We start from the raw sequence: 22,866 nt of genomic DNA, 5'->3' as shown, positions 1-22,866 counted from the left end.
GAATCCCTCTTCCGGATCGTGGAAGTTGCGGATGAAGGAAGAGAGAAGAGAGGTGAGCGACGTGACGGCGGCAGCCCAGTACGGCTTCACGGTCAACCTGTCGATCCTGTTCGGCGAACTGCCGCTCCTGGAGCGCCCCGCCGCGGCCGCCGCGGCCGGCTTCACGGCCGCCGAACTGTGGTGGCCCTTCGGGGCGGAACACGACCCCTCGCAGGCCGAACTGGACGCGCTGCGCAAGGCGTTCACCGACGCCGGCGTACGGCTCACCGGCCTGAACCTCCTGGACGACCTGAGCCTGGGCGCCCGCGGCACCGTCTCGGTGCCGTCCGAGCGGGACCGCTTCCGCGCCAACCTCCCGGTCGCCGCGGAGCTCGCCGCCTCGCTCGGCGCCACCGCGCTCAACGCGCTGTACGGCAACCGGGCCGAGGGCGTCGACCCGGCCGAGCAGGACGCGCTCGCGCTGGAGCACCTGGTGCTCGCCGCGCGGGCCGCCCACGGGATCGGCGCGATCCTGCTCGTCGAGGCCCTGAACAAGGACGAGTCGCCGCACTACCCGCTGGTCTCGGCCGCCGCCGCCGTCGAGGTCGTCGACAAGGTCAACGCCGCCACCGGCCTCGGGAACGCCAGGTTCCTCTGCGACCTGTACCACCTGGCCAGGAACGGCGAGGACCTGCCGGCGGTCATCGACGCGTACGCCGACCGGATCGGCCACGTGCAGATCGCCGACCATCCGGGCCGCAACGAGCCCGGCACCGGCGACCTGGACTTCGAGGACCTCTTCGCCAGGCTCACGGCCGCGGGCTACAGCGGTTCGATCGGCCTGGAGTACCGCCCCTCCACCGGCGTCAGCGCCGACGGCTTCGGGTGGCTGCCGCGCGAGCTGCGCGCCGTCAGGTAGCCGGCCGCGCGGCGGAGCCGATGAGCGCCGCCGAGCCGCAAGCCGCCGACGTGCGCGTCACCGAGCCGTGTGCCGCCGCCTCGCGCGGCGCCGACTCGCGCGGCGCCGCCGGGCCTCGCCGCCGACCCACCCGACCTCCCACCCGCACACGTAAGGAACTCGACGCGATGAGCCGCAAGATCGCCTTCATCGGCCTCGGCATCATGGGCAGCCCGATGGCCGCCAACCTGGTCGGGGCCGGCCACCACGTCACCGGCTTCAACCTCACCCGGCCGCCGATCGACGCCCTGGTCGCGGCCGGCGGCCACGGTGCCACCAGCATCGCGGAGGCGGTGAAGGACGCCGAGGTGGTCATCACCATGGTCCCGGCCGACCCGCAGGTCGAGCAGGTCGTCCTGGGCGAGGGCGGGGTGCTGGAGAACGCCGCGCCCGGCACCCTGGTGATCGACATGTCCTCGATCACCCCGCAGACCTCGATCAAGGTCGAGGCCGCCGCCAGGGAGAAGGGCGTCCGCACCCTGGACGCCCCCGTCTCCGGCGGCGAGGCCGGTGCCGTCGAGGCCGTCCTGTCGATCATGGTCGGCGGTGCCGCCGAGGACTTCGCCGAGGCCCGGCCGCTGTTCGACGCGCTGGGCACCACGGTCGTCCACGTCGGCCCGGCCGGCGCCGGCCAGACCGTCAAGGCCGCCAACCAGCTGATCGTCGCGGTCAACATCCAGGTGCTCGCCGAGGCCGTCGTGTTCCTGGAGAACGCCGGCGTCGACCTGGCGGCCGCGCTGGACGTGCTCGGCGGCGGCCTGGCCGGCTCCACGGTGCTCAACCGCAAGAAGGCGAACATGCTGAACCGCGAGTTCGCCCCCGGTTTCCGGATCGACCTGCACCACAAGGACATGGGCATCGTCACCGACGCCGCCCGCGCCGTGGGCGCCGCGCTGCCGGTCGGCGCCGTGGTGGCCCAGCTGGTCGCCTCCGCCCGGGCCAACGGCGACGGCTCGCTCGACCACTCGGCGCTCCTGCGCGGCGTCGAGCGGCTCTCCGGGCGCGGGGCCGCACGGGGCGGGTCCGACCGGCCCTGATCCCCGGGGGCTCCCGCGCGGAGCCCCCGGTCCGAGCTCCTCCTGGCGGCGTGTACCCATTCCGGTCGTGCCCGCGCCGCCAGGAGGCCAGGCCCGGCCGGCGTGCGGGCCGGGGCTCATCCGCCCGCCCGCCGGTCGCTCCGAGCCGGTGACGCGTACGTCCCCCCTGGGGGCACTTCGGTCGTGCCCGGTACGCGTCGCCGGGCCTCCTCCCCGCCGAGGGGAGCCCCCCGAACGTCGGAAGCGGGACGGGGGACGGCGGGGAGGGGGCGCACCCCTCCGACCGGTCCCCTCCGGACGGTCCCCTCCGACCGGTCCCCTCCGACCGGTCCCCTCCGACCGGTCCCCTCCGACCGGTCCCCTCCGGACCGCTCCTCCGGACGGCCTCTCCGGGCCGATGCCCCCGGATCGCCCCGGCCGGACCCCCGCCGGGCGGCCCGCCGGCCGCCCCGGCCCGGGCACTGGCCCCCCGGGACACCCGGGCCCATGCTGGACGCACACCGCAGAGCCACCGCCAGACCCGTACGGAAGCGAGGACCGCGCCATGCCCGCCATCCCCCACCAGGGCCATGTGGTCGTCGCCCCCGACAAGTTCAAGGGCAGCCTGGAGGGCGCCGAGGCGGCGGCCCGGATCGCCGCCGGCATCCGGCGTGCCGCGCCCGGCACCGAGGTGCGCGAACTGCCCGTCGCCGACGGCGGCGAGGGCACCCTGGCCGCCGCGCTCGCGGCCGGGTTCAGCCGGGTCCCGGCCAAGGTGGCCGGCCCGACCGGCCTGCCGGTGGACGCCGCGCTGGCCGTCCGGGACGACACCGCCGTGGTCGAGCTGGCGCAGGCCTCCGGCCTCGCCCGGCTGCCCGGCGGCCGCGCCGCCCCGCTCGCGGCCGGGTCCTACGGGGTCGGCCAGCTGATCGCCAGGGCGGTCTCGCTCGGCGTGAAGCGGATCGTGCTGGGCCTGGGCGGCAGCGCCGGTACGGACGGCGGCGCCGGCATGGTGCAGGCGCTCGGGGTACGGCTGCTCGACGCCGCCGGCGTCGAACTGCCGCCCGGCGGCGCCGCGTTGCGCCGGCTCGCGGAGATCGACCTCGGCCCGCTGGCCGAGGCCCTGGGCGGGGTCGAGGTCGTGGTGGCCTGCGACGTGGACAACCCGCTGCTCGGCCCGCGCGGCGCCCCGGCCGTCTACGGCCCGCAGAAGGGCGCCGACGGCGAGGACCTGGTGGTGCTGGAGGAGGGGCTGACCCGGTTCGCCGACCTGGTGGCCGAGGCCACCGGGCGGGACCTCCGGGAGGCGCCCGGCGCCGGCGCCGCGGGCGGGGTGGGCTTCGCGGCCCTGGCCCTGCTCGGCGCCACCATGCGCCCGGGCATCGAGCTGCTGCTCGACCTGCTGGGCTTCGACGGGGCCGTGCGTGGGGCACGCCTCGTCGTGACCGGCGAGGGCTGCCTGGACGCGCAGACGCTCCACGGCAAGGCCCCCGCCGGAGTCGCCGCCGCGGCCGCCCGGGCGGGGGTTCGGGTGGCCGCCGTGGCGGGCCGGCTGGAGCTGTCCGAGCCCGAGTGGCGGGCCGCCGGTTTCACCGCCGCGATCGCCCTGACCGACCTGGCCGAGCGGCCGGGGGAGAGCATGACCAGGGCCGGTGAGCTGGCCGAACTCGCGGGGGAGAGGCTGGCCGGCGAGCTGCTGCCGGGCTGAACCCCGGCGCGTACCGGACCGTCCCGCGGGCCCGGGCCCCGCGCGTCCAACCATTGACGTTTTGTTGAAGGCGGGCCTAGGCTCCCGGCAATCCTTCGCCTCCACCCTGCTCCACCACCCTCGACTCCCAGGTTTCGGAGGTCCCCCATGCCTTTCGGCCAGCCCACGGTGATCCGCTCCCGCCGGGCGGTCCTGCCCGACGGCGAGCGCCCCGCGGACGTGCTGATCCAGGGCGGGACGATCGCCCGCACGGCCCCGCACGGCTCGCTGGCGGTCGCCGGGGGCGAGCTCGTCGACCTCGGTGACACCGCCCTGCTGCCCGGCCTGGTCGACACCCACGTGCACGTCAACGAGCCCGGCCGCACCGAGTGGGAGGGCTTCGCCACCGCCACCCGGGCCGCCGCGGCCGGCGGCGTCACCACGATCATCGACATGCCGCTCAACTCGATCCCGCCCACCACCACGGTGGCGGGGCTGGCGCTCAAGCGGAAGGCAGCCGAGGGCCAGGCCTGGGTCGACCTCGGCTTCTGGGGCGGCGCCGTCCCCGGCAACGTCGCCGACCTCGAACCGCTCTACCGGGAGGGCGTGTTCGGCTTCAAGAGCTTCCTCGCCCCCTCCGGGGTGGACGAGTTCCCGCACGTCGAGGCCGCGGACCTGGAGGCGGCGCTGGCGGAGCAGACCCGGATCGGGGCGCTGGCGATCATCCACGCCGAGGACCCGGCCGTGCTCGCCGCCGCCCCGCAGCAACCCGGTGTCCACTACCGGGACTTCCTGGCCTCCCGGCCCGTCGACGCGGAGACCGCGGCGGTCGCCCGGCTGCTCGACGCGGCCCGGCGCACCGGCGCCCGGGTGCACGTCCTGCACGTCTCCTCCGCCGCCGTCCTGCCGCTGCTGCGGCAGGCCCGCGAGGACGGCGTACGGGTGACCGCCGAGACCTGTCCGCACTACCTGACGCTCGCGGCCGAGCAGGTGCCGGACGGCGACACCGCCTTCAAGTGCTGTCCGCCGATCCGCGACGAGTCCAACCGGGACGCGCTCTGGGAGGCCCTGGCGAACGGCGAGTTCATCGCCGTCGTCTCCGACCACTCGCCGTCCACCCCCGACCTCAAGCTGCTGCCCGAGTACGGCGGCAGCGGCGACTTCGCGGCCGCCTGGGGCGGCATCGCCTCGCTCCAGCTCGGCCTGCCGGCCGTCTGGACCGAGGCCCGCCGCCGCGGCCGCACCCTGTCCGACGTGGTGCGCTGGATGTCCGCCGGACCGGCCGAACTGGTCGGCCTCACCGGCACCAAGGGCGCCATCGCCGCCGGTCACGACGCGGACCTGGTCGCCTTCGACCCCGAGGGCGGCTTCGCCGTCCGGGCGAGCGGGCTGCACCACCGCAACCCCGTGACCCCCTACGCCGGCCGGACCCTCACCGGTGCGGTGCGCACCACCTGGCTGCGCGGCCGCGAGGTGGACCCCGCGGCCCGCCCCTTCGGCCGGCAGCTCGCCCGGCCCCGATCCCGTCCCGCCACCACCCCGCCCGTACGCGCCTAAAGGAGAGTCAGTGACCACTGCCGACACCCCGAGTGCTCCCTTCGCCGAGCTGGTCAACCTGGCCTCCCGACTGCTCGGCGCGGGCGTCGTCGCCACCAACGAGGACACCTTCGCGGACGCCGAGAACCTGCTGGTCGCCAAGCCGGCCGAGTTCCGCCCGCACACCTTCGGCCACAAGGGCCAGATCATGGACGGCTGGGAGTCCAAGCGCCGTCGCGGGGTCTCCGCCGAGCAGCCGCACCCCACCGACGAGGACCACGACTGGACGATCGTGCGGCTCGGCGTCGCCGGGGTGGTCCACGGCGTGATCGTGGACACCGCCCACTTCACCGGCAACTACCCGGAGTCCGCCTCGGTCGAGGCCGCGTCCGTCCCCGGCCACCCCTCGCCCGAGGAGCTCCGGGGCGCCGAGTGGACCACGATCGTGCCGCGCACCGCGCTGAGCGGCGACACCGCCCACGAGTTCGCCGTCGCGGACGGCACCCGCTTCACCCATGTGCGGCTGAACATCTTCCCGGACGGCGGCGTCGCCCGGCTGCGGGTGCACGGCGAGGTGCTGCCCGACCCGCGCGAACTGGACGGCCTCACCTTCGACCTGGCCGCCCAGGAGTACGGCGGCGTGGCCGAGGCGGCGTCCGACCGCTACTTCTCCTCCCCGCACAACCTGAACGCTCCCGGCCGTGCCTCCGTCATGGGCGACGGCTGGGAGACCCGGCGTCGGCGCGACAAGGCCAACGACTGGGTGCAGATCGCCCTGGCCGGGGGCGGTGAGGTCCTGGCCGCCGAAGTGGACACCTCCTGCTTCGTCGCCAATGCCCCCGGCTGGGCCGACCTGATCGGCTTCGACGCCTCGACCGGGGCGGACCCGGCCGACGGCGAGTGGTTCGAACTCCTGCCCCGCACAAGGCTCCAGCCCGACACCCGGCACCGCTTCCGGCTCGACGCCGGCCGCCCGGTGACCCACGTGCGCATCAACGTCCACCCGGACGGCGGCCTGGCCCGCCTCCGGCTCACCGGCCGCCTCACCGGGGCCGGCCGCGCGGCCCTCGCGCTGCGCTGGTTCAACGCCCTCCCGGCCGCGGAGGCCGTCGCGGCCCTCACCGGGGCCGGTGTCGCCGCGCAGGAGGCCGCCGCGCTGACCGCCGCCCGTCCCGCGGCCGACCCGGTGACGGCCGCGGCCGTCGTCCGGAGCCTGTTCGGCGGCTGACGATCCGTCGGATCCCTCGCCCGGAGCCCGTGGAACCCGTCCGGGCGGGGATCTGACGATGCGTCACCCATTTCTCCGCGCACCGCCCTTATCGACACCCGAAGGACCCTCCATGCCCAAGATCCTGACCACGGAGTCCGGTGCCCCGGTCGCCGACAACCAGAACTCGGCCTCGGCCGGCGCGTACGGCCCGCTGCTGGTCCAGGACCAGCAACTGCTGGAGAAGCTGGCCCGGTTCAACCGCGAGCGGATCCCGGAGCGCGTCGTGCACGCCCGAGGCTCCGGCGCGTACGGCTACTTCGAGGTCACCGACGAGGTCGCGCGGTACACCCGGGCGGGCTTCCTCTCCGAGGTCGGCAGGCGCACCGAGGTCTTCCTGCGCTTCTCCACCGTGGCCGGCAACCTGGGCTCCGGCGACGCGGTGCGCGACCCGCGCGGCTTCGCCGTGAAGTTCTACACCGAGGACGGCAATTACGACCTCGTCGGCAACAACACGCCGGTGTTCTTCATCAAGGACCCGGTCAAGTTCCCGGACTTCATCCACTCGCAGAAGCGCGACCCGTACACCGGCGTGCAGGAGGCGGACAACGTCTGGGACTTCTGGGCCCACTCGCCGGCCTCGACCCACCAGATCACCTGGCTGTTCGGCGACCGCGGCATCCCGGCCTCGTACCGCCACATGAACGGCTACGGCTCCCACACCTACCAGTGGGTCAACGCCGACGGCGACGCCTACTGGGTGAAGTACCACTTCAGGACCAACCAGGGCATCCGCTGCCTGGACGGCGGCCAGGCAGCCGAGGTCGTCGGCGGCGACGCCGACTCGCACCAGCGCGACCTCCACCAGGCCATCGAGCGCGGGGTGTTCCCGTCCTGGACCCTCCACGTCCAGTTGATGCCGGTCGCCGACGCCGCGGACTACCGCTTCAACCCCTTCGACCTCACCAAGGTCTGGCCGCACGCCGACTACCCGCTGGTCAAGGTCGGCCGCCTGGTCCTCAACAGGAACCCGGAGAACGTCTTCGCCGAGGTCGAGCAGGCCGCGTTCTCGCCGAACAACTTCGTGCCCGGCATCGGCCCGTCCCCGGACAAGATGCTCCAGGGGCGCCTGTTCGCCTACGCGGACGCCCAGCGCTACCGCCTCGGCGTCAACCACACCCAACTGCCGGTGAACGCCCCGCGCGCCACCGAGGCCGCCAACTACGGCCGGGACGGCCTGATGGCGGTCAACGGCGCCGGCCGCGGCAGGAACTACGAGCCCAACTCGTACGGCGGGCCGGCCCAGACCGGCGAAGCGCTGTCCGCGCCGGTCGAGGTGGCGGGCCGCACCGGCACGTACACCACCCCGGCGCACACCAAGGACGACGACTTCTTCCAGGCCGGCGAGCTGTACCGGCTGATGTCGGCCGGCGAGAGGTCCCGTCTGATCGACAACCTCGCGGGCTCCCTGGCGCAGGTCTCGCGGGACGACGTGGTGGAGCGCAACCTCGCCCACTTCCGCGCCGCGGACGAGGAGTTCGGCGCCCGGCTGGCCGCCGCCGTCACCACCCTGCGGGCGGGCGACGAGGGCTGAGCGCCGACGGCGGGCCGGCCCACCATCCGCACCACCGTCCCCACGGCCGCCGGGCCCGCACCCGGCGGCCCCGCGGGCGGGCCCCTCCCCCCTGGGCAGTGGGGGAGGGGCCCGTCGCGTCGTCCCAGGTCGGGCGGTGGGGCGCCACGGATTGTCCACGGATATGCACGGACGGCAGCCGTCGGAGCCGCCGGGTCGATAGGCTGGTGGGTGCCCGCGGTCGCTCCGTGGGGGGACATCGGAAGGGGACGACATGTCGACACCAGCCCCGGGTCGTCACGCCGCTTTGGACCAGGGCCCGACGGGCTCGTTCACCTCCCTCCAGCACGCCCTCAGACTGCTGGAGGCGGTCGACCGCCACCCCGACGGTGCCACCCTGGTGGCCCTCGCCCGGGAGACCTCGCTCGGGCTGCCCACCGTGCGCCGGCTCGCCGAGATCCTGGAGGTCGAGGGCTATCTCCAGTGCCAGGACGGCGGTTGGCTGCTGGGCGGCACCTTCGCCCTGCTCGGCCAGCACAACCGGGAGCAGCTGGTGAAGGCCCGGCTCAACCGCAAGCTCGCCGAACTCCGGGACGAGCTCGGCGCCGCCGTGTACTTCAGCCGGTACCACGACGGCGAGTTGTCGGTGGAGGCGGTCTCGGCCGCCGACTACGCGCCGGCCGTGCAGGAGTGGGTGGACTTCCGGGCCACCGCGCACGCCAGCGCGATCGGCAAGTGCCTGCTCGGTCAGCTGGACGCGGACGCCCGGCGGGACCACCTCTCCCGGCACCCGGTCGCCCGGCTCACCTCCCGCACCGTCACCGACGCCGACCAGCTGATGCACCGGTTGGAGCGGCAGCCGGCCACGGTGCCGGTGCTGGACATCCAGGAGTACGCGCTGGGCACGGTGTGCGCGGCGGTGCCGATCACGGCGGGCAGTACGGTCGGCTGCCTGGCCACCTCGATGCCGGCGGACAGCGTGCACAGGCTGAAGGCGGCCGCCGAGCTGCTGGCGGCCCGGGCGGCGCCGCTGATGCTGGCGATGGCGGTCTGACGCCAAGCCGGCGGTCGCGCAGACGAGTTCGAGGAGGCCCTGCCGGGAGACCGGTGGGGCCTCCCGCGTTTCCCGTGGTGGCCGCCGGTGCGCGTCACTTATTAGACTCGATGTCGATAAGGGTCGCCGAACCCCTTGTCCTGACGGCTACCCGCGAGTACGTTTCCCTGGAGCCGAGCCGCCGCCCCCAGGTCAGGAGGGCCTGCCATGCCCCGTTCCACCCCCGTCCCCGCCCTCGCCGCCCCCGCCGCGCGCGTGCACGACAGCCTCGTGCTGGAACCCCGGGACGTCCGCTTCGACTGGGCCCAGCTGCCGCTGCACTGGATCCCGGACGAGCCGATGGCCACCCACGTCATCAACGTGCTGCACCTGCTGCTGCCCGAAGGGGAGCGGTGGTTCGTCAAGGTGTTCAAGGAGGCGCTGCCGCTCGTCCGGGACGAGCAACTGCGCGAGGAGGTCCTCGGGTTCATCGGACAGGAGGCCATCCACGCCGAGGCGCACCAGGAGGTCCTGGACCACCTGCTCGGCCAGGGGCTCGACCCGCGGCCGTACGTCCGGCAGATCTCCTGGCTGTTCCGGCGCGTCCTCGGCGACAAGCCGGGCCTGACGCCGGACCGGCAGCGGGAGAACGTCATCGAGCGGGTCGCCTTCATCGCGGCGATCGAGCACTTCACCGCCTTCCTCGGCAACTGGGCGCTCAACTCCCCGGGCCTGGACCGGGCCAAGGCCGACCCGACGATGCTCGACCTGCTGCGCTGGCACGGCGCGGAGGAGGTCGAGCACCGCAGCGTCGCCTACGACCTGATGGTCCACCTGGACCCGGGCTACCTGCGCCGGGTGCGCGGAATGGCGGTCTCCGGGCCGCTGCTCGTCCACCTCTGGGTGCGCGGCGCCCGCTTCCTGCTCGCCGCCGACCCCTCCCTCGAAGGCCGGCTCAAGCCCACCTGGCGGGAGGCGGGCCGGATCGCCAGGCGCGGACTGCTGCCGGACCCGGTCAAGTCGATCCGCTCCGGACTGCGCTACCTGCGACCGGGCTACCACCCCACCCAGGAGGGCTCGTCCAGCCAGGCGCTGGGCTACCTCGCCACCTCCCCGGCCGCCCGCGCGGCCGCCGGGCGCTGAGCCCGGTCCCTCTCCCACCCACCCCGAGGACCCCGCCGGATGGACCAGCTCACCCCGCCCCCCGACCTCTACGGCCGCCCCCGCCCCGACGGCTTCATGCGCCGGCTCACCGCCTTCGGCGACCGCTACTCCCCGGCCCTCGGCGGCCCGCTGCTGCGCCGCAACCCCCGCCGGCCGCTCAGCCGCCCCACCCCGCCGCTCCAACTGGTCGTCGCCGAGCGCCGCCGACCGGCCGTCGACGTCGTGGAGCTGCTCCTCGCCGACCCCTCCGGCGGCCCGCTGCCCGGCTGGCAGCCCGGCGCCCACCTGCGCCTCGTCCTGCCCTCCGGCCGCGAACGCCACTACTCCCTCAGCGGCGACCCGGCCGACCGCACCCACTACCGCGTCGCCGTCCGGCGGCTGCCCGAGGGCGGCGGCGGATCCGTCGAGGTCCACGACGCCCTGCACCCCGGCACCCGGCTCACCGCCCGCCGCCCGCGCAACGGCTTCGCCTTCTGCGCCGAGCCCGCCGTCCTCCTGCTGGCCGGCGGCATCGGCATCACCCCGCTGCTCCCGATGGCCCGCGAGGCGCAGCGGCACGGCCTGGACTGGCGCCTGGTGCACGTCGGCCGCAGCGCCGACACCCTCCCGTACACGGACGAGCTGCGCGCCCTCGACCCGCGCCGGGTGGTGCTGCGCACCGACGACGAGCACGGCGGCGTCCCCACCGGAGCCGAACTGCTCGCCCACGCCCCGCGCGGCGCCGCCGTCTACTGCTGCGGCCCGGCGCCGATGCTCACCGCCGTGCAGCGCGCCCTGGACGCCTCCCCGGCCGCCTCCCTGCACTTCGAGCGCTTCGGCGCCGCCCCGGTCACCGACGGCGAGCCGTTCGCCGTCCGCCTCGGCACCGACGGTCCGGACCTCGACGTCCCCGCCGACCGCTCCGCCCTCGACGTGCTGCGCGAGGCCCGCCCGGACCTCCCGTACTCCTGCCACCAGGGCTTCTGCGGCACCTGCGAGGTCCGGGTGCTGGCCGGCACGCCCGACCACCGGGACCGCCGCCTCACCCCCGAGCAGCGTGCCGCCGGCGCCCTGCTGCCCTGCGTCTCCCGGGCCGCCGAGGGCGAGACCCTCGTGCTCGACCTCTAGAAGGAGCCCTCTCCATGGCGAAAGCGACCCCCGCCTTCCGCTACACCGAGCGCGACCTCGCCCGCTTCCGCGAGACCCAGCAACTCGCCTACGCCTGCGCCGAACAGGTCGCCGCCTGGATCGAGCCCGGCGTCACCGAGCGGCAGGCCACCGCCGAGCTGCGCCGCCGCCTGGTCGCCGCCGGGGTGCAGGACTTCTTCCACGTCCCCTTCGCCTGGTTCGGCGACCGGACGGCGTTCCGGCACTTCCGCACCCCACTGCAGTTCTTCGCCGGCAACCGCCGTCTGGAGGAGGGCATGCCGTACGTGCTGGACTGCGCGCCCGTGGTGGACGGCTACACCGCCGACATCGGCTACGGCGGCAAGGTCGGCGAGAACCGGGTCTGGGACCGCCTGGCCGCCGACCTGAAGGTGTACCGCGAGCTGATCCTCGACGAGGTGCGGGCCCGCAGGCCGCTCGCCGAGGTGTACGCGGCGGTGGACGCCCAGATCGCCGCGCACGGCTACGACAACCGCCACCAGGTCTACCCGGGCCGGGTGATCGGTCACCAGGTCACCCGCAACACCGCGCGCGGCCCGGCCGGGGTGAACGTCCTCGGCTTCGGCGTGCGCACCCTCCAGACCCTCGGCCGCGAGCTGATCTCCGAGCGGCTGCACGGCCGTTCACCGCTCTGGGCGGACGGCCGGTCGTCCCGGCACGCGCCCACCCCGGGCCTGTGGGCGGTGGAGCCGCACATCGGCTTCCGGGGCGTGGGCATCAAGTTCGAGGAACTGCTGGTGGTCACCGAGGACGACGCCTACTGGCTCGACGACGACCTGCCGCACGTCCGACGCTGGACCGCCGGGACCGGGCAGACTGCCACCGGGCAGGCGTCCCTCCCGGCCGCCGAGCCGACCACGGCCGCCCCGACCGCCGCCGCCCCGACCACCCTGGAGGCCACCCGATGACGAGCCCGACGAAGCGTCCGGCGCAGCCCCCGGCGGCGCCCCCGGTCCGCCGCCGGACCGTCCGCTCCGGCGGCCTCCCGCTCGCCGTCTTCGAGCAGGGCGACCCGGACGCCCCCACCGTCCTGCTCGTGCACGGCTACCCCGACACCCACGCCGTCTGGGACGACATCGCCGCCGACCTCGCCCGCGACCACCACGTGGTCCGCTACGACGTGCGCGGCGCCGGGGAGTCCGCCGCCCCCGCCGACCGGTCCGGCTACCGCCTGGAGTACCTCGCCGAGGACCTGTTCGCCGTCGCCGACGCCGTCAGCCCGGACCGCCCGGTGCACCTGGTCGCCCACGACTGGGGCTCGATCCAGTCCTGGGAGGCCGTCACCGAACCCGGCGCCGGGCGCCGGATCGCCTCGTACACCACCCTGTCCGGCCCCAGCCTGGACCACATGGGCCACTGGCTGCGCCACCGGGTGCGCCGCCCCACCCCCCGCCACCTCGGGCAACTGCTGCACCAGGGCCTGCACTCCTGGTACATCACCGCCTTCCACCTGCCCTACCTCGCCCCCGGCATCTGGCGGCTCGGCCTGGCCCGGGCCTGGCCGCGGGTGCTGCGCGACCTGGAGCACGTCACCCCGCGCGCCGACCACCCGCAGCCCACCCTGCGCCGCGACGCGGTCCGCGGCATCGAGCTGTACCGGGCCAACTTCCGCCCCACCCTGGGCAGTCCGCGCGAGCGGCCGACCGAGGTGCCGGTCCAGCTGATCACCCTCACCCGGGACCGGTACGTCGGCACCTACCTCTCCGAGGGGCTGGAGCGCTGGGTGCCCGACCTGACCCGCAGGACGCTGCACGCCGGCCACTGGTCGGCGCTGCTGGAGAAGGGACCCCTCGTGGCCGGAATGGTCCGCGAGTTCACCGCCCGCATCGACGCGGGGCAGGCCCGACCGGCCGGGGACGACGGCCGGCTGGTCGTGGTGACCGGCGGCGGCAGCGGCATCGGCCGGGCCACCGCGCTCGCCTTCGCCGAGGACGGCGCCCGGGTGGTGGTCTGCGACCTCGACCTCGCGGCCGCCGAGCGCACCGCCGAACTCGCCTCGCTGATCGGCCCGAAGGCGCACGCCTACCGGGTGGACGTCTCCGACGGCGCCGCGATGGACGCCTTCGCGCAGACCGTCGCCGCCGAGCACGGGGTGCCCGACGTCATGGTCAACAACGCCGGCATCGGCCACTCCGGGACGTTCCTGCAGACCACCGAGAAGGAGTGGCAGCGGGTCCTGGACGTCAACCTCTGGGGCGTGATCCACGGCTGCCGCGCCTTCGGCACCCTGATGGCCGACCGCGGCCAGGGCGGCCACATCGTCAACGTCTCCTCCGCCGCCGCCTACCTGCCGTCCAAGGCGCTCACCGCCTACGCCACCAGCAAGGCCGCGGTGTTCATGCTCTCCGACTGCCTGCGCGCCGAGTTCGTCGGCCACGGCATCGGCGTCTCCACCATCTGCCCGGGCATCGTCAACACCAACATCACCCGCACCTCCACCTTCTCCGCGACCACCTCCACCGAGCAGGCCGCCAAGCAGGCCCGCGCCGCGAAGCTCTACGCCCGCCGCGGCTTCCCCCCGGAGAAGGTCGCGAGCGCCATCCTCACCGCCGTCCGCACCGGCAGGCCCGTCGTCCCCGTCACCCCGGAGGCCAAGGCCGCCCGTTTCCTCTCCCGCCTCAGCCCCGGCCTGCTGCGCCTCGCCGCCCGCCTCAACATCACCTGAGCGGGTGAACATCGGCTGATCAGGGCATATGGGTTTGCGATATCAAGTATCTTCGATATTGATATCGCAGGCCCGCTCCGCTTGGGAGGCCGACCATGGCCCGTACCGTGATAGACGTCAACGACCAACTGCTGGCCGAGGCTGCCGAGATCCTTGGTACGACGACCAAGGTGGCCACGGTCAACGCCGCCCTTGAAGATCTCGTGAAGCGCCGCAAGCGTGAGACTTTCATGGACTGGCTCGCCGAGGGCGGACTGCCTGACCTCACCGGACCGGTGGAAAAGGGATGAGTGAGCGCTTCCTGATCGACAAGTCGGCTTTCGCTCGCTTCTCCAAGCCGACCGTCAGGTCGGTCCTCAGGCCGAGGATCGTCAGAGGGCTCGTCGCCATCTGCGGCGCTGTCGAACTGGAGATCATGCACAGCGCCCGTTCCAAGGCCGACGCCCTTCGGATCCGGGAGGGCCTGAGCGGCTTCGACTGGTTGCCCACGCCCGACGAGGTGTGGGACCGGGCCATCGAGGTGCAGGCCCTCCTGACCTCGTCGGGCAACTGGCGGGCGCTGTCGGTGCCGGACCTCGTCGTCGCGGCCACCGCCGAGCGTCACGGGGCCACGGTGCTCCACTACGACGGTGACTTCGACATGATCGCCGCCGTCACCGGCCAGCCCACCGAGTGGGTCGTGCCCCCGGGGTCGGCGGACTGACGGATCGGGCGGCCCGGTGGCCCCCGCCCCGGCGGGCGGCGGCCGGCCGGGGCTGTGAGAGCATCGAGGTCCATGGAGATGACAACGGCTCTGTGGTCCTTCGCCCTCGTCGTGGGGCTGCTCACCCTCACCCCCGGTCTCGACACCGCGCTGATCCTGCGGACCTCCGCCCTGGGGCGGCGCCGGCAGGCGTGGGGGGTCGTGCTGGGGATCCAGACCGGGACGCTGCTCTGGGGGACGCTGACCTCGGCCGGGGTGACGGCGCTGCTGACCGCCTCGCAGGTCGGGTACGAGATCCTGCGCTGGGCGGGCGCGGCGTACCTGGTGTGGATGGGCATCGGGATGCTGCGCAACCGGGGCGGCGAGGCGGCGGCCGAGGAGGAGCCGGAGGACGGCGGGTTCGCGCACGGCTGGCGGCGGGGTACGTTGACCAATCTGCTGAACCCCAAGGTCGGGGTCTTCTACGTGGCCGTGCTGCCGCAGTTCATCCCGGCCGGGGCCCCGCACTTCGCCGCCGGTGTGGCGCTGACCTGCGTGCACGTCGTGGAGGGCCTGCTCTGGTCGACGGTCCTGGTGGGCTTCGCCCAGGTGCTGCGCGGCTGGCTGCGCCGCCCGGCCGCCCGGCGGCTGATGGACCGGGTGACCGGCGCGGTCGTGGTGGGCTTCGGCGTGAAGCTGGCGCTGAGCGACTGACCTCCGTCCGTGCCCTGCCGCTCAGCCGCCGAGCCGCTTGAGCCCCTCCATGAGTTCCTCGGCGTTCATGCAGGGGCGGATGTCGACGGTGGCGTTGAGCTGCAGCCAGAACGGCTCGGCGAGGGACGGGATCGAGGCCTCGTCCGCGATGTCGACGACGAAGATCATGGCCCGGTGCCCGTTGCGGCTGAGGAAGTAGGCCGCCTCCGGCTTGAGTTGGGCGAGGGTCTGCTGGATTCCCTCGCCGATCGTTCCATCGGTGATGAGCTTGTTCGAGGTCGCGGTGTCGAGTTCGACCTCCAGCAGGGCACGCATGATCCCTGCTCCTTCCCCGGGCTCGGGGTGAGTCCGCAACTCCAGCCTCCCGCCGTGCCGGTGGCCACGCAACGTGAGTGGTACCGGAGCCGATCCCGGTTCAGGCCGCGTGGGGGCGGGGTGCCGGGCCGTCGGCCGTGCGACCCTCGTCACCCTCCGTTCCCGTCCGCGACAGGTCGTGGTGGATCGGCCCGTCCGAGGCGCTCAGCGGCAGGCAGCTGCCGCCGCGCCGGTGGGCGACGATCTCGGCGGCGACCGAGACGGCCGTCTCCTCCGGGGTGCGCGAGCCGAGGTCGAGGCCGATCGGGGAGCGCAGCCGGGCGAGTTCGGCCTCGGTGATCCCGGTCTCGCGCAGCTTGGCCACGCGGTCCCGGTGGGTACGGCGCGAGCCCATCGCGCCGACGTAGCCGACCGGCAGTCGCAGGGCGCGCTCCAGCAGCGGGATGTCGAACTTGGCGTCGTGGGTGAGTACGCAGAGCACGGTGCGCCCGTCGATCCGGCCGAGCTGGGAGTCCAGGTAGCGGTGCGGCCAGTCGACCACCACCTCGTCGGCGTCGGGGAAGCGACGGGCGGTGGCGAAGACCGGCCGGGCGTCGCAGACGGTCACGTGGTAGCCGAGGAACTTGCCGATCCGCACGACCGCGGCCGCGAAGTCGATCGCCCCGAACACCAGCATCCGCGGCGCCGGTACGTACGACTCGACGAAGCAGGTGACGGTGCCCCGCCCGTGTTCGTCGCAGGGGCGTCCGTCGAGGCCGAGCACGAGCCGGCCGGTGCGCCCGGCCTCCAGCATCGCCCGGGCCCGGGCGACGATCGCCCGCTCCAGCCCGCCGACCGTGGAGGGCGTCGGGGAGAGCGCGCCGGTGACGCCGTCGGCGGTGACCGCCAGGGTGGCCCCGACCAGGCCGCCCGGTCCGGCGATCACCCGGACCAGCGCCACCGGGGTGCCGGCCGCGATGCGGGCGATCGCGGCGTCCAGCCCGGCGTCGGCCCCCGGCACCACCGGCTGGACGAACACGTCCAGGACGCCGCCGCAGGTCAGACCCACCGCGAAGGCGTCCTCGTCGCTGTACCCGAAGCGTTCCAGCACCGGCTCGCCGCTCGCGATCGCGGCCTGGCACAGCTCGTACACCGCGCCCTCGACGCATCCGCCGGAGACGCTGCCGACCGCCTCGCCGTCCGCGTCCACGGCCAGCGCCGCCCCGGGGTCGCGCGGTGCGCTGCCGGAGACGCCGACGACGGTGGCCACGGCGAAGGAGCGGCCGGCCGCGTGCCAGGCCCGCAACTGCTCGGCGATGTCCTGCATGGGGGCTCCTTACACGGTTTCGACAGTAGCGGGAGACGCCGCCGTACGGGAAACGATCCCGGACGGCGGCGGTGGTGCCCAAGGGGGTGGGCGCCCGAGCAGCGGCGGGATGCGGCCGACTAGTGCACGCCCAGCCAGGACTTGACCGGCGTGATCGCGAAGTACACCACGAACACCGCGGTGAGGATCCACATCAGCGGCCCGGGCTCGCGCCACCGTCCCAGCCCGGCCTTGATGACGGTGTACGAGATGACGCCGGCCGCGACGCCCGCGGTGATGCTGTACGTGAACGGCATCAGCACGCAGGTGAGGAAGGCCGGGATCGCCACCTCGCGGTCGGACCAGTCGATGTGCCGGGCCTGGCTCATCATCATCGAGCCGATCACGACCAGGGCGGCCGAGGCCACCTCGACCGGGACGATCCCGGCGATCGGCGAGAAGAACAGCATCAGCGCGAACAGGGCGCCGGTGACGGTGGAGGCGAGTCCGGTGCGGGCGCCGTCGCCGACGCCGGTGGCGGACTCGACGAAGACGGTCTGCCCGGAGGCGCCCGCCAGGCCGCCGACCGCGCCGCCCGCGCCGTCGATGAACAGCGCCTTGGACAGCCCGGGCATCCGGCCCTGCCGGTCGGCCAGTCCGGCCTCGGCGCCGACGCCGATGATGGTGGCCATCGCGTCGAAGAAGCCGGCCAGCACCAGGGTGAACACCGCGACCGAGGCGCTGATGGCGCCCATGCCGTGACCGCCGAAGGCGCCGAACAGGTCGACGTGGCCGAACAGGCCGAAGTCGGGTGCCGAGACCGGGCTGCCGGGCCAGACCGGCACCGAGTTCTTCCAGGCCTCGGCCGGTACGTGCGCGGCCCGGTTGACGATCATCGCGAGCACGGTGCCGCCGGCGACGCCGATCAGGATCGCGCCGCGGACGCCGCGCGCCATCAGCACGAAGATCGCCAGCAGGGTGACGCAGAAGACGAGCACCGGCCAGCCGGCCAGCTCGCCGGTGGGGCCGAGCGAGAGCGGAGTGGGGCCGCCGGTGTGCATGAACCCGGCCTTGTGGAGGCCGATCACGGTGACGAACAGGCCGATGCCGATGGTGATGGCGTGCTTGAGCGGCAGCGGGATGCCGTTCATGATCCTCTCGCGCAGCCCGGAGACGACCAGCAGCACGATCAGCAGGCCGTAGATCACGCACAGGCCCATGGCCTGGGCCCAGGTGGTGTGCGGGACGACCAGCGCGGAGACCGCGCCGGAGACGGAGAGGCCCGCGGCGAGGGCGAGCGGGACGTTGCCGACCAGGCCCATCAGGACGGTGGTGACGGCGGCGGCCAGCGCGGTGGCGGTGGTCAGCGCGGCGTGGTCCAGCTTGACGCCGGTGGCGTCCGCGCCGCTCAGGATGAGCGGGTTGAGGAGGATGATGTAGGCCATCGCCATGAAGGTGGTGAGTCCACCGCGCAGTTCGTTGGCGAGGGTCGATCCCCGGGCCGAGATCTTGAAGTAGGCGTCCAGCGCGCCGGTGGGGCGCGGTGCCGGGGACGACGGGTGGGGGCTGTCCGCGGCGGGTCCGCCGTCGGCGGGTCTGTCTTCGGTGGTGCCGGGTTCCGTGGGGATCCTGGTCATGTCCACTCCCAAGTGTCAAAGGGGGTTGGGGTGGGCGAGCCGACCTGACTGCCGGTCAACGAGGCGGCACAGGGGGACGTATCGACTCACGGGGGCACTCGCGGGCAGGGTGGAGTGCTGGCGGTGCGGGCAGGGGTGGTGCTGGTGCGCACCGCTGCGGACCCCGGCGTGGGCAGGGCAGCGGGTGTGGGGGCGTCCCCGGGGCCCCGGGGCGGCGGGGATGACGGTCACCGCCCCGGGGACGGGCCTCAGCCGGGCTGTTCGGTGGTCAGGTGCTCCGGCCGGACCGGGATCCGGTTGAGCGCGAGCCCGGTGGCGTTGCGGATGGCGGCCACGATGGACGGCGTCGCGGAGACGGTCGGCGCCTCGCCGACCCCGCGCAGCCCGTACGGCGCGTTGGGGTCGGGCAGTTCGAGCATCTCCACCGGGATCGGCGGGGTGTCCAGGATGGTGGGGATCAGGTAGTCGGTGAAGGAGGCGTTGCGCACCTTGCCGTCCCGCACGATGATCTCCTCCATCACCGCGAGGCCCAGCGCCTGGGTGCAGCCGCCCTGGATCTGGCCGACCACGGAGAGCGGGTTGAGCGCCTTGCCGACGTCCTGGACGGCGGTGAGCTCGACCACCTTGACCAGGCCCAGTTCCACGTCCACGTCCACCACCGCGCGGTTGGCGCAGAAGGTGTACTGGACGTGGCCGAAGCCCTGGCCGGTCTCCTTGTCGAAGGGCTGGGTGGGCCGGTGGTGGTGCTCGCGGGTCTGCTCGATGACGTCGTCGCCGAGCAGGTCGACGATGGAGACCAGCGTGCCGGCCCCGGCCGAGACCACCTTGCCGCCGGTCAGCACCAGGTCGTCGTGGGTCCAGCCGTAGCGCCGGCGTCCCCGGTCGAGCAGTTCCCGGCGCACCGCCTCGGCGGCCAGCTTCACCGCGCCGCCCGTCATGTACGTCTGGCGCGAGGCGGAGGTCGAACCGGCCGACCCCACCTCGGTGTTGGCCGGGTGGATGGTGACCTGCTCGACGCCCAGCTCGGTGCGGGCGATCTGGGCGTGCACGGTGACGCCGCCCTGGCCGACCTCGGCCATCGCGGTGTGCACCATGGCGACCGGCTCGCCGCCGATCACCTCCAGCCGCACCCGGGCGGTGGAGTAGTCGTCGAAGCCCTCGGAGAAGCCGACGTTCTTGATGCCGACCGAGTAGCCGACGCCGCGCACGATCCCCTCGCCGTGCGAGGTGTTGGACAGGGCCCCGGGCAGCCGGCGGATGTCCGGGTGCTCGGTGTCCAGCGGCGGCGGCAGCGGCATCTCCTTGGCCCGCCGGAGCAGTTCGGCCACCGGCGCGGGCGCGTCGATCTCCTGCCCGGTGGGCATGAAGTCGCCCTGCGAGACGGCGTTGAGCTGCCGCAACTCCACCGGGTCCATGCCCAGTTCGACGGCCAGCTTGTCCATCTGCGACTCGTAGCCGAACGCCGCCTGCACCGCGCCGAAGCCGCGCATCGCCCCGCAGGACGGGTTGTTGCTGTACAGGGCGATGGCGTGCATCCGCACGTTCGGGATGACGTACGGGCCGTGCCCGAGCGAGGCCGCGTTGCCGACCACGGCGGGGGAGGCGGAGGCGTAGGCGCCGCCGTCCAGCACGATCCGGCAGTCGGCGAAGACCAGCCTGCCGTCCCGGGTGGCGCCGTGCTCGTAGTGCATCCGCGCCGGGTGGCGGTGGACGTGGCCGAAGAAGGACTCGTCCCGCGAGTAGACGATCTTGACCGGCTTGCCGGTGTGCTGGGCCAGCAGACAGGCGTGGATCTGCATCGACAGGTCCTCGCGGCCGCCGAACGCGCCGCCGACGCCGGCCAGCGTGAGCCGGACCTTCTCCTCCGGGAGGTCGAGCACCGGGGCCATCTGCTGGCGGTCGACGTGCAGCCACTGGGTGGCGATGTAGAGGTCGATGCCGCCGTCCTCGGCGGGCACCGCGAGGCCGGACTCCGGGCCGAGGAAGGCCTGGTCCTGCATGCCGACCTCGTAGTCGCCGCTGACGATCACGTCCGCCAGCGCCCGCACCTCGTCGGTCACGCCGCGGCCGGAGACCAGCCGCTGCTCGTGGCAGATGTTGCCGTACGCATGGGACTTGTACTCGTGCGGCTCGTGCACGTACCCGTGGGTCTCCGGGTCGAGGCACTGCTCCTCGGTGACGATCGGGGTGAGCACCTCGTACTCGACCGCGATCCTCTTCACCGCGCGGCGGGCCGTCTCCGGGTGGTCGGCGGCGACCAGGGCGATCGCCTCGCCGTGGTACCGGATCCTGTCGATGGCCAGGGCCGGCTGGTCCTGGATCTCCAGGCCGTAGTACTTCGAGCCGGGGATGTCCTCGTGCGTCAGCACCGCGTACACCCCGGGCACCTTGAGCGCCTCGGAGATGTCCACCGAGAGGATGTTCGCCCGGGGGTGCGGCGAGCGCAGCGCCGTGCCCCAGAGCATGTCCTCGTGCCACAGGTCGGAGGCGTAGGCGAACTCGCCCCGGACCTTCAGGTTGCCGTCCGGGCGCAGCGGGGAGCCGCCGATGCCGTCCTTGGAGGCCTGGTTGATGTTCTGGAGGTTCTTCTGTCCCCGGATCGTCCGCCGGACCGTCCGCCCGCTCATTCCGAGGCCCCCGCTCCCGCGCAGGTGCGGGCCGAGGCCAGCCGCACCGCGTCCATGATCTTCTCGTAGCCGGTGCAGCGGCACAGGTTGCCGGACAGCGCCTCGCGGATGTCGTCGTCGCTCGGCTGCGGATCGGCGGCCAGCAGCGCGTCGGTCTGCACCAGCAGGCCGGGCGTGCAGAAGCCGCACTGGACGGCGCCGGCGTCGACGAACGCCTGCTGGACCAGGCCCAGTTCGCCGTCCTCCCCGCCCAGGCCCTCGACCGTGCGCACCTCGCGGTCCTGCACCTGGCCGGCCGCGACCAGGCAGGAGCAGACCGGGACGCCGTCCAGGTAGACCGTGCAGGAGCCGCACTCGCCCTGCTCGCAGGCGTTCTTCGAGCCCGGCAGGCCGACCCGCTCGCGCAGCACGTACAGCAGGCTCTCGCCCTCCCACACGTCGTCGGCCTCGACCGGCTTGCCGTTGGCGGTGAAAGTGACCCTCATGCCGCGCTCCTGATCTGCTTGCCGTAGTCGTTCCAGGTCCAGGTGAGGGTGCGGCGGGCCATCACGGCGAGCGCGTGCCGGCGGTAGTCGGCGGTGCCCCGCACGTCGTCGATCGGCGAGGCCGCGGCCTTGACCAGCTCGCCGAAGCGCTGGACCACCTCGGTGCCCAGCAGTTCCCCGGACTCCCACAGGCCGCGCTCGGCGAGCACGCCCCGGAGGTACTCCTCGGCCTCGACGGCGCGCCGCGGCGTGGGGGCGGCCGAACCGATGCCGGTGCCGACGGTTCCGTTCCTCGGGTGCAGGGCGAAGCCGAACGCGCAGACCGCGATCACCATGGCGTTGCGGGTGCCGATCTTCGAGAACTGCTGCGGCCCGTCCGCCACCGGGATCCGCACGGCCCGGATCAGCTCGTCGGCCTCCAGGCAGTTGCGCTTCACCCCGACGTAGAAGTCGTCGATCGGGATCAGCCGGGTGCCGCGCACCGAGGCCGCCTCGACGAACACGTCCCGTCCGGCCGCCAGCAGCGCCGGGTGCGCGTCGCCGGCCGGGGAGGCCGCGCCGAGGTTGCCGCCGACGCTGCCCCGGTTGCGGATCTGGGGGGATCCGACGGTGCGGGCCGCCAGCGCCAGCCCGGGCAGCGGACCGGACAGCTCCGCGATGATCCGGGCGTACGGGACCGCGGCGCCGAGCCGCACGACGCCGTCGTCGTTCGACCATTCGGTGAGCTCGGTGATGCGGTTCAGGTCGAGAATCGCGGATGGCCGGTGCACGTCGAAGTTCAGCTCGACCATGACGTCCGTACCGCCCGAAAGGGGCAGCGCGGTCGGGTACTCGGCCTTCGCCGCGAGTGCCTCGTCCCAGGTGGCGGGCCGAAGGAACTCCATGCGGGTGTCTCCTCAAGTCTTCGCCCGCCGGGTGTCCGGCGGCGTGTCGCCCAGTGAACCGCTGTGACGCGGCCCACTGGCAGTCACCGATGGCATGAAGCCCCGGCTGTGAGCCCGCCCGGCATCCTGTACGTTCCTCTAAGGAGGGGAATCTCGCAGCCCGGGTGTTCGCCGGGTGCTACCTACGACCGTAGTCCGGCCGGGATGCGCGGGCTACGGACCCGCGCGCACGCCCGCTCGGTCAGGCCCTATCGTTACCCCTTCGCCCCTCCC

Annotated in this window: 20 protein-coding genes; 14 read left to right on the top strand and 6 right to left on the bottom strand. The window is 73.8% G+C overall.

Annotation, left to right across the window (positions count from 1 at the left end; all coding sequences use genetic code 11):
* The first annotated feature begins 31 nt into the window (after window positions 1–31).
* From ACFVHV_RS28655 to ACFVHV_RS28590, 14 genes are all read left to right on the top strand, one after another.
* A complete protein-coding gene (locus tag ACFVHV_RS28655; RefSeq protein WP_380354684.1) occupies window positions 32–898 on the top strand; it encodes a TIM barrel protein in 867 nt (288 codons plus the stop codon).
* Window positions 899–1,065: 167 nt separating this feature from the next.
* Window positions 1,066–1,974: a 2-hydroxy-3-oxopropionate reductase gene (locus ACFVHV_RS28650; protein ID WP_359911782.1), complete on the top strand. Its 909-nt coding sequence runs from the start codon at window positions 1,066–1,068 to the stop codon at window positions 1,972–1,974.
* Between the two features lie 544 nt (window positions 1,975–2,518).
* Complete coding sequence (locus ACFVHV_RS28645; RefSeq protein ID WP_359911779.1) at window positions 2,519–3,661, top strand: glycerate kinase; 1,143 nt, start codon at window positions 2,519–2,521, stop codon at window positions 3,659–3,661.
* 147 nt (window positions 3,662–3,808) lie between these two features.
* Entirely contained in the window at window positions 3,809–5,197 is a 1,389-nt protein-coding gene (gene allB, locus ACFVHV_RS28640; protein WP_359911776.1) for an allantoinase AllB, read from the top strand.
* Window positions 5,198–5,207: 10 nt separating this feature from the next.
* Window positions 5,208–6,404 (top strand): allantoicase, encoded by a 1,197-nt coding sequence (gene alc, locus ACFVHV_RS28635; protein WP_380354679.1) that lies wholly within the window; start codon window positions 5,208–5,210, stop codon window positions 6,402–6,404.
* A gap of 112 nt (window positions 6,405–6,516) precedes the next feature.
* The gene (locus tag ACFVHV_RS28630) at window positions 6,517–7,977 is read left to right on the top strand and encodes a catalase (protein WP_359911770.1); all 1,461 of its coding nucleotides are present in this window, start codon (window positions 6,517–6,519) and stop codon (window positions 7,975–7,977) included.
* A 253-nt stretch (window positions 7,978–8,230) separates the two neighbouring features.
* A complete protein-coding gene (locus ACFVHV_RS28625; RefSeq protein ID WP_359911767.1) occupies window positions 8,231–9,010 on the top strand; it encodes an IclR family transcriptional regulator C-terminal domain-containing protein in 780 nt (259 codons plus the stop codon).
* A gap of 207 nt (window positions 9,011–9,217) precedes the next feature.
* Window positions 9,218–10,132: a metal-dependent hydrolase gene (locus tag ACFVHV_RS28620; protein WP_359911764.1), complete on the top strand. Its 915-nt coding sequence runs from the start codon at window positions 9,218–9,220 to the stop codon at window positions 10,130–10,132.
* Between the two features lie 39 nt (window positions 10,133–10,171).
* A complete protein-coding gene (locus tag ACFVHV_RS28615) occupies window positions 10,172–11,260 on the top strand; it encodes a PDR/VanB family oxidoreductase (RefSeq protein WP_359911761.1) in 1,089 nt (362 codons plus the stop codon).
* Window positions 11,261–11,274: 14 nt separating this feature from the next.
* Window positions 11,275–12,207 carry a M24 family metallopeptidase gene (locus ACFVHV_RS28610; RefSeq protein ID WP_380354674.1) on the top strand — a complete coding sequence of 311 codons (933 nt, stop codon included), beginning with the start codon at window positions 11,275–11,277 and terminating at the stop codon, window positions 12,205–12,207.
* On the top strand, window positions 12,204–13,964 hold the full coding sequence (locus ACFVHV_RS28605; protein ID WP_380354671.1) for an SDR family oxidoreductase: 1,761 nt from the start codon (window positions 12,204–12,206) through the stop codon (window positions 13,962–13,964). The genes ACFVHV_RS28610 and ACFVHV_RS28605 overlap by 4 nt, the downstream gene beginning before the upstream one ends.
* Window positions 13,965–14,059: 95 nt before the next feature.
* Window positions 14,060–14,254, top strand: coding sequence for a type II toxin-antitoxin system VapB family antitoxin (locus tag ACFVHV_RS28600; RefSeq protein WP_359911752.1), 195 nt, complete (start codon window positions 14,060–14,062; stop codon window positions 14,252–14,254).
* Window positions 14,251–14,667, top strand: coding sequence for a PIN domain nuclease (locus ACFVHV_RS28595; protein ID WP_359911749.1), 417 nt, complete (start codon window positions 14,251–14,253; stop codon window positions 14,665–14,667). The genes ACFVHV_RS28600 and ACFVHV_RS28595 overlap by 4 nt, the downstream gene beginning before the upstream one ends.
* Window positions 14,668–14,739: 72 nt before the next feature.
* Entirely contained in the window at window positions 14,740–15,360 is a 621-nt protein-coding gene (locus ACFVHV_RS28590) for a LysE family translocator (protein ID WP_359911746.1), read from the top strand.
* 21 nt (window positions 15,361–15,381) lie between these two features.
* Here the strand turns inward: ACFVHV_RS28590 and ACFVHV_RS28585 are convergent, their stop codons facing one another.
* The 6 genes from ACFVHV_RS28585 to ACFVHV_RS28560 form a co-directional block, all read right to left on the bottom strand.
* Window positions 15,382–15,675 carry a hypothetical protein gene (locus ACFVHV_RS28585; protein ID WP_359911743.1) on the bottom strand — a complete coding sequence of 98 codons (294 nt, stop codon included), beginning with the start codon at window positions 15,673–15,675 and terminating at the stop codon, window positions 15,382–15,384.
* 100 nt (window positions 15,676–15,775) lie between these two features.
* Entirely contained in the window at window positions 15,776–16,981 is a 1,206-nt protein-coding gene (locus ACFVHV_RS28580) for an XdhC/CoxI family protein (protein ID WP_359911740.1), read from the bottom strand.
* 119 nt (window positions 16,982–17,100) lie between these two features.
* Complete coding sequence (locus ACFVHV_RS28575; RefSeq protein ID WP_380354666.1) at window positions 17,101–18,597, bottom strand: NCS2 family permease; 1,497 nt, start codon at window positions 18,595–18,597, stop codon at window positions 17,101–17,103.
* Window positions 18,598–18,845: 248 nt separating this feature from the next.
* A complete protein-coding gene (gene pucD, locus ACFVHV_RS28570; RefSeq protein WP_380354663.1) occupies window positions 18,846–21,224 on the bottom strand; it encodes a xanthine dehydrogenase subunit D in 2,379 nt (792 codons plus the stop codon).
* On the bottom strand, window positions 21,221–21,709 hold the full coding sequence (locus ACFVHV_RS28565) for a (2Fe-2S)-binding protein (RefSeq protein ID WP_359911731.1): 489 nt from the start codon (window positions 21,707–21,709) through the stop codon (window positions 21,221–21,223). The genes pucD and ACFVHV_RS28565 overlap by 4 nt, the downstream gene beginning before the upstream one ends.
* On the bottom strand, window positions 21,706–22,593 hold the full coding sequence (locus ACFVHV_RS28560; protein WP_359911728.1) for an FAD binding domain-containing protein: 888 nt from the start codon (window positions 22,591–22,593) through the stop codon (window positions 21,706–21,708). The genes ACFVHV_RS28565 and ACFVHV_RS28560 overlap by 4 nt, the downstream gene beginning before the upstream one ends.
* Window positions 22,594–22,866: the final 273 nt, after the last annotated feature.

Source organism: Kitasatospora sp. NPDC127116 (genome assembly GCF_042677365.1).
In the GTDB taxonomy this organism is placed as follows: Bacteria; Actinomycetota; Actinomycetes; order Streptomycetales; family Streptomycetaceae; genus Kitasatospora; species Kitasatospora lactacystinica.
Note: the sequence above shows the minus strand (reverse complement) of the source record. Positions and strands in the feature narration are given on the sequence as shown.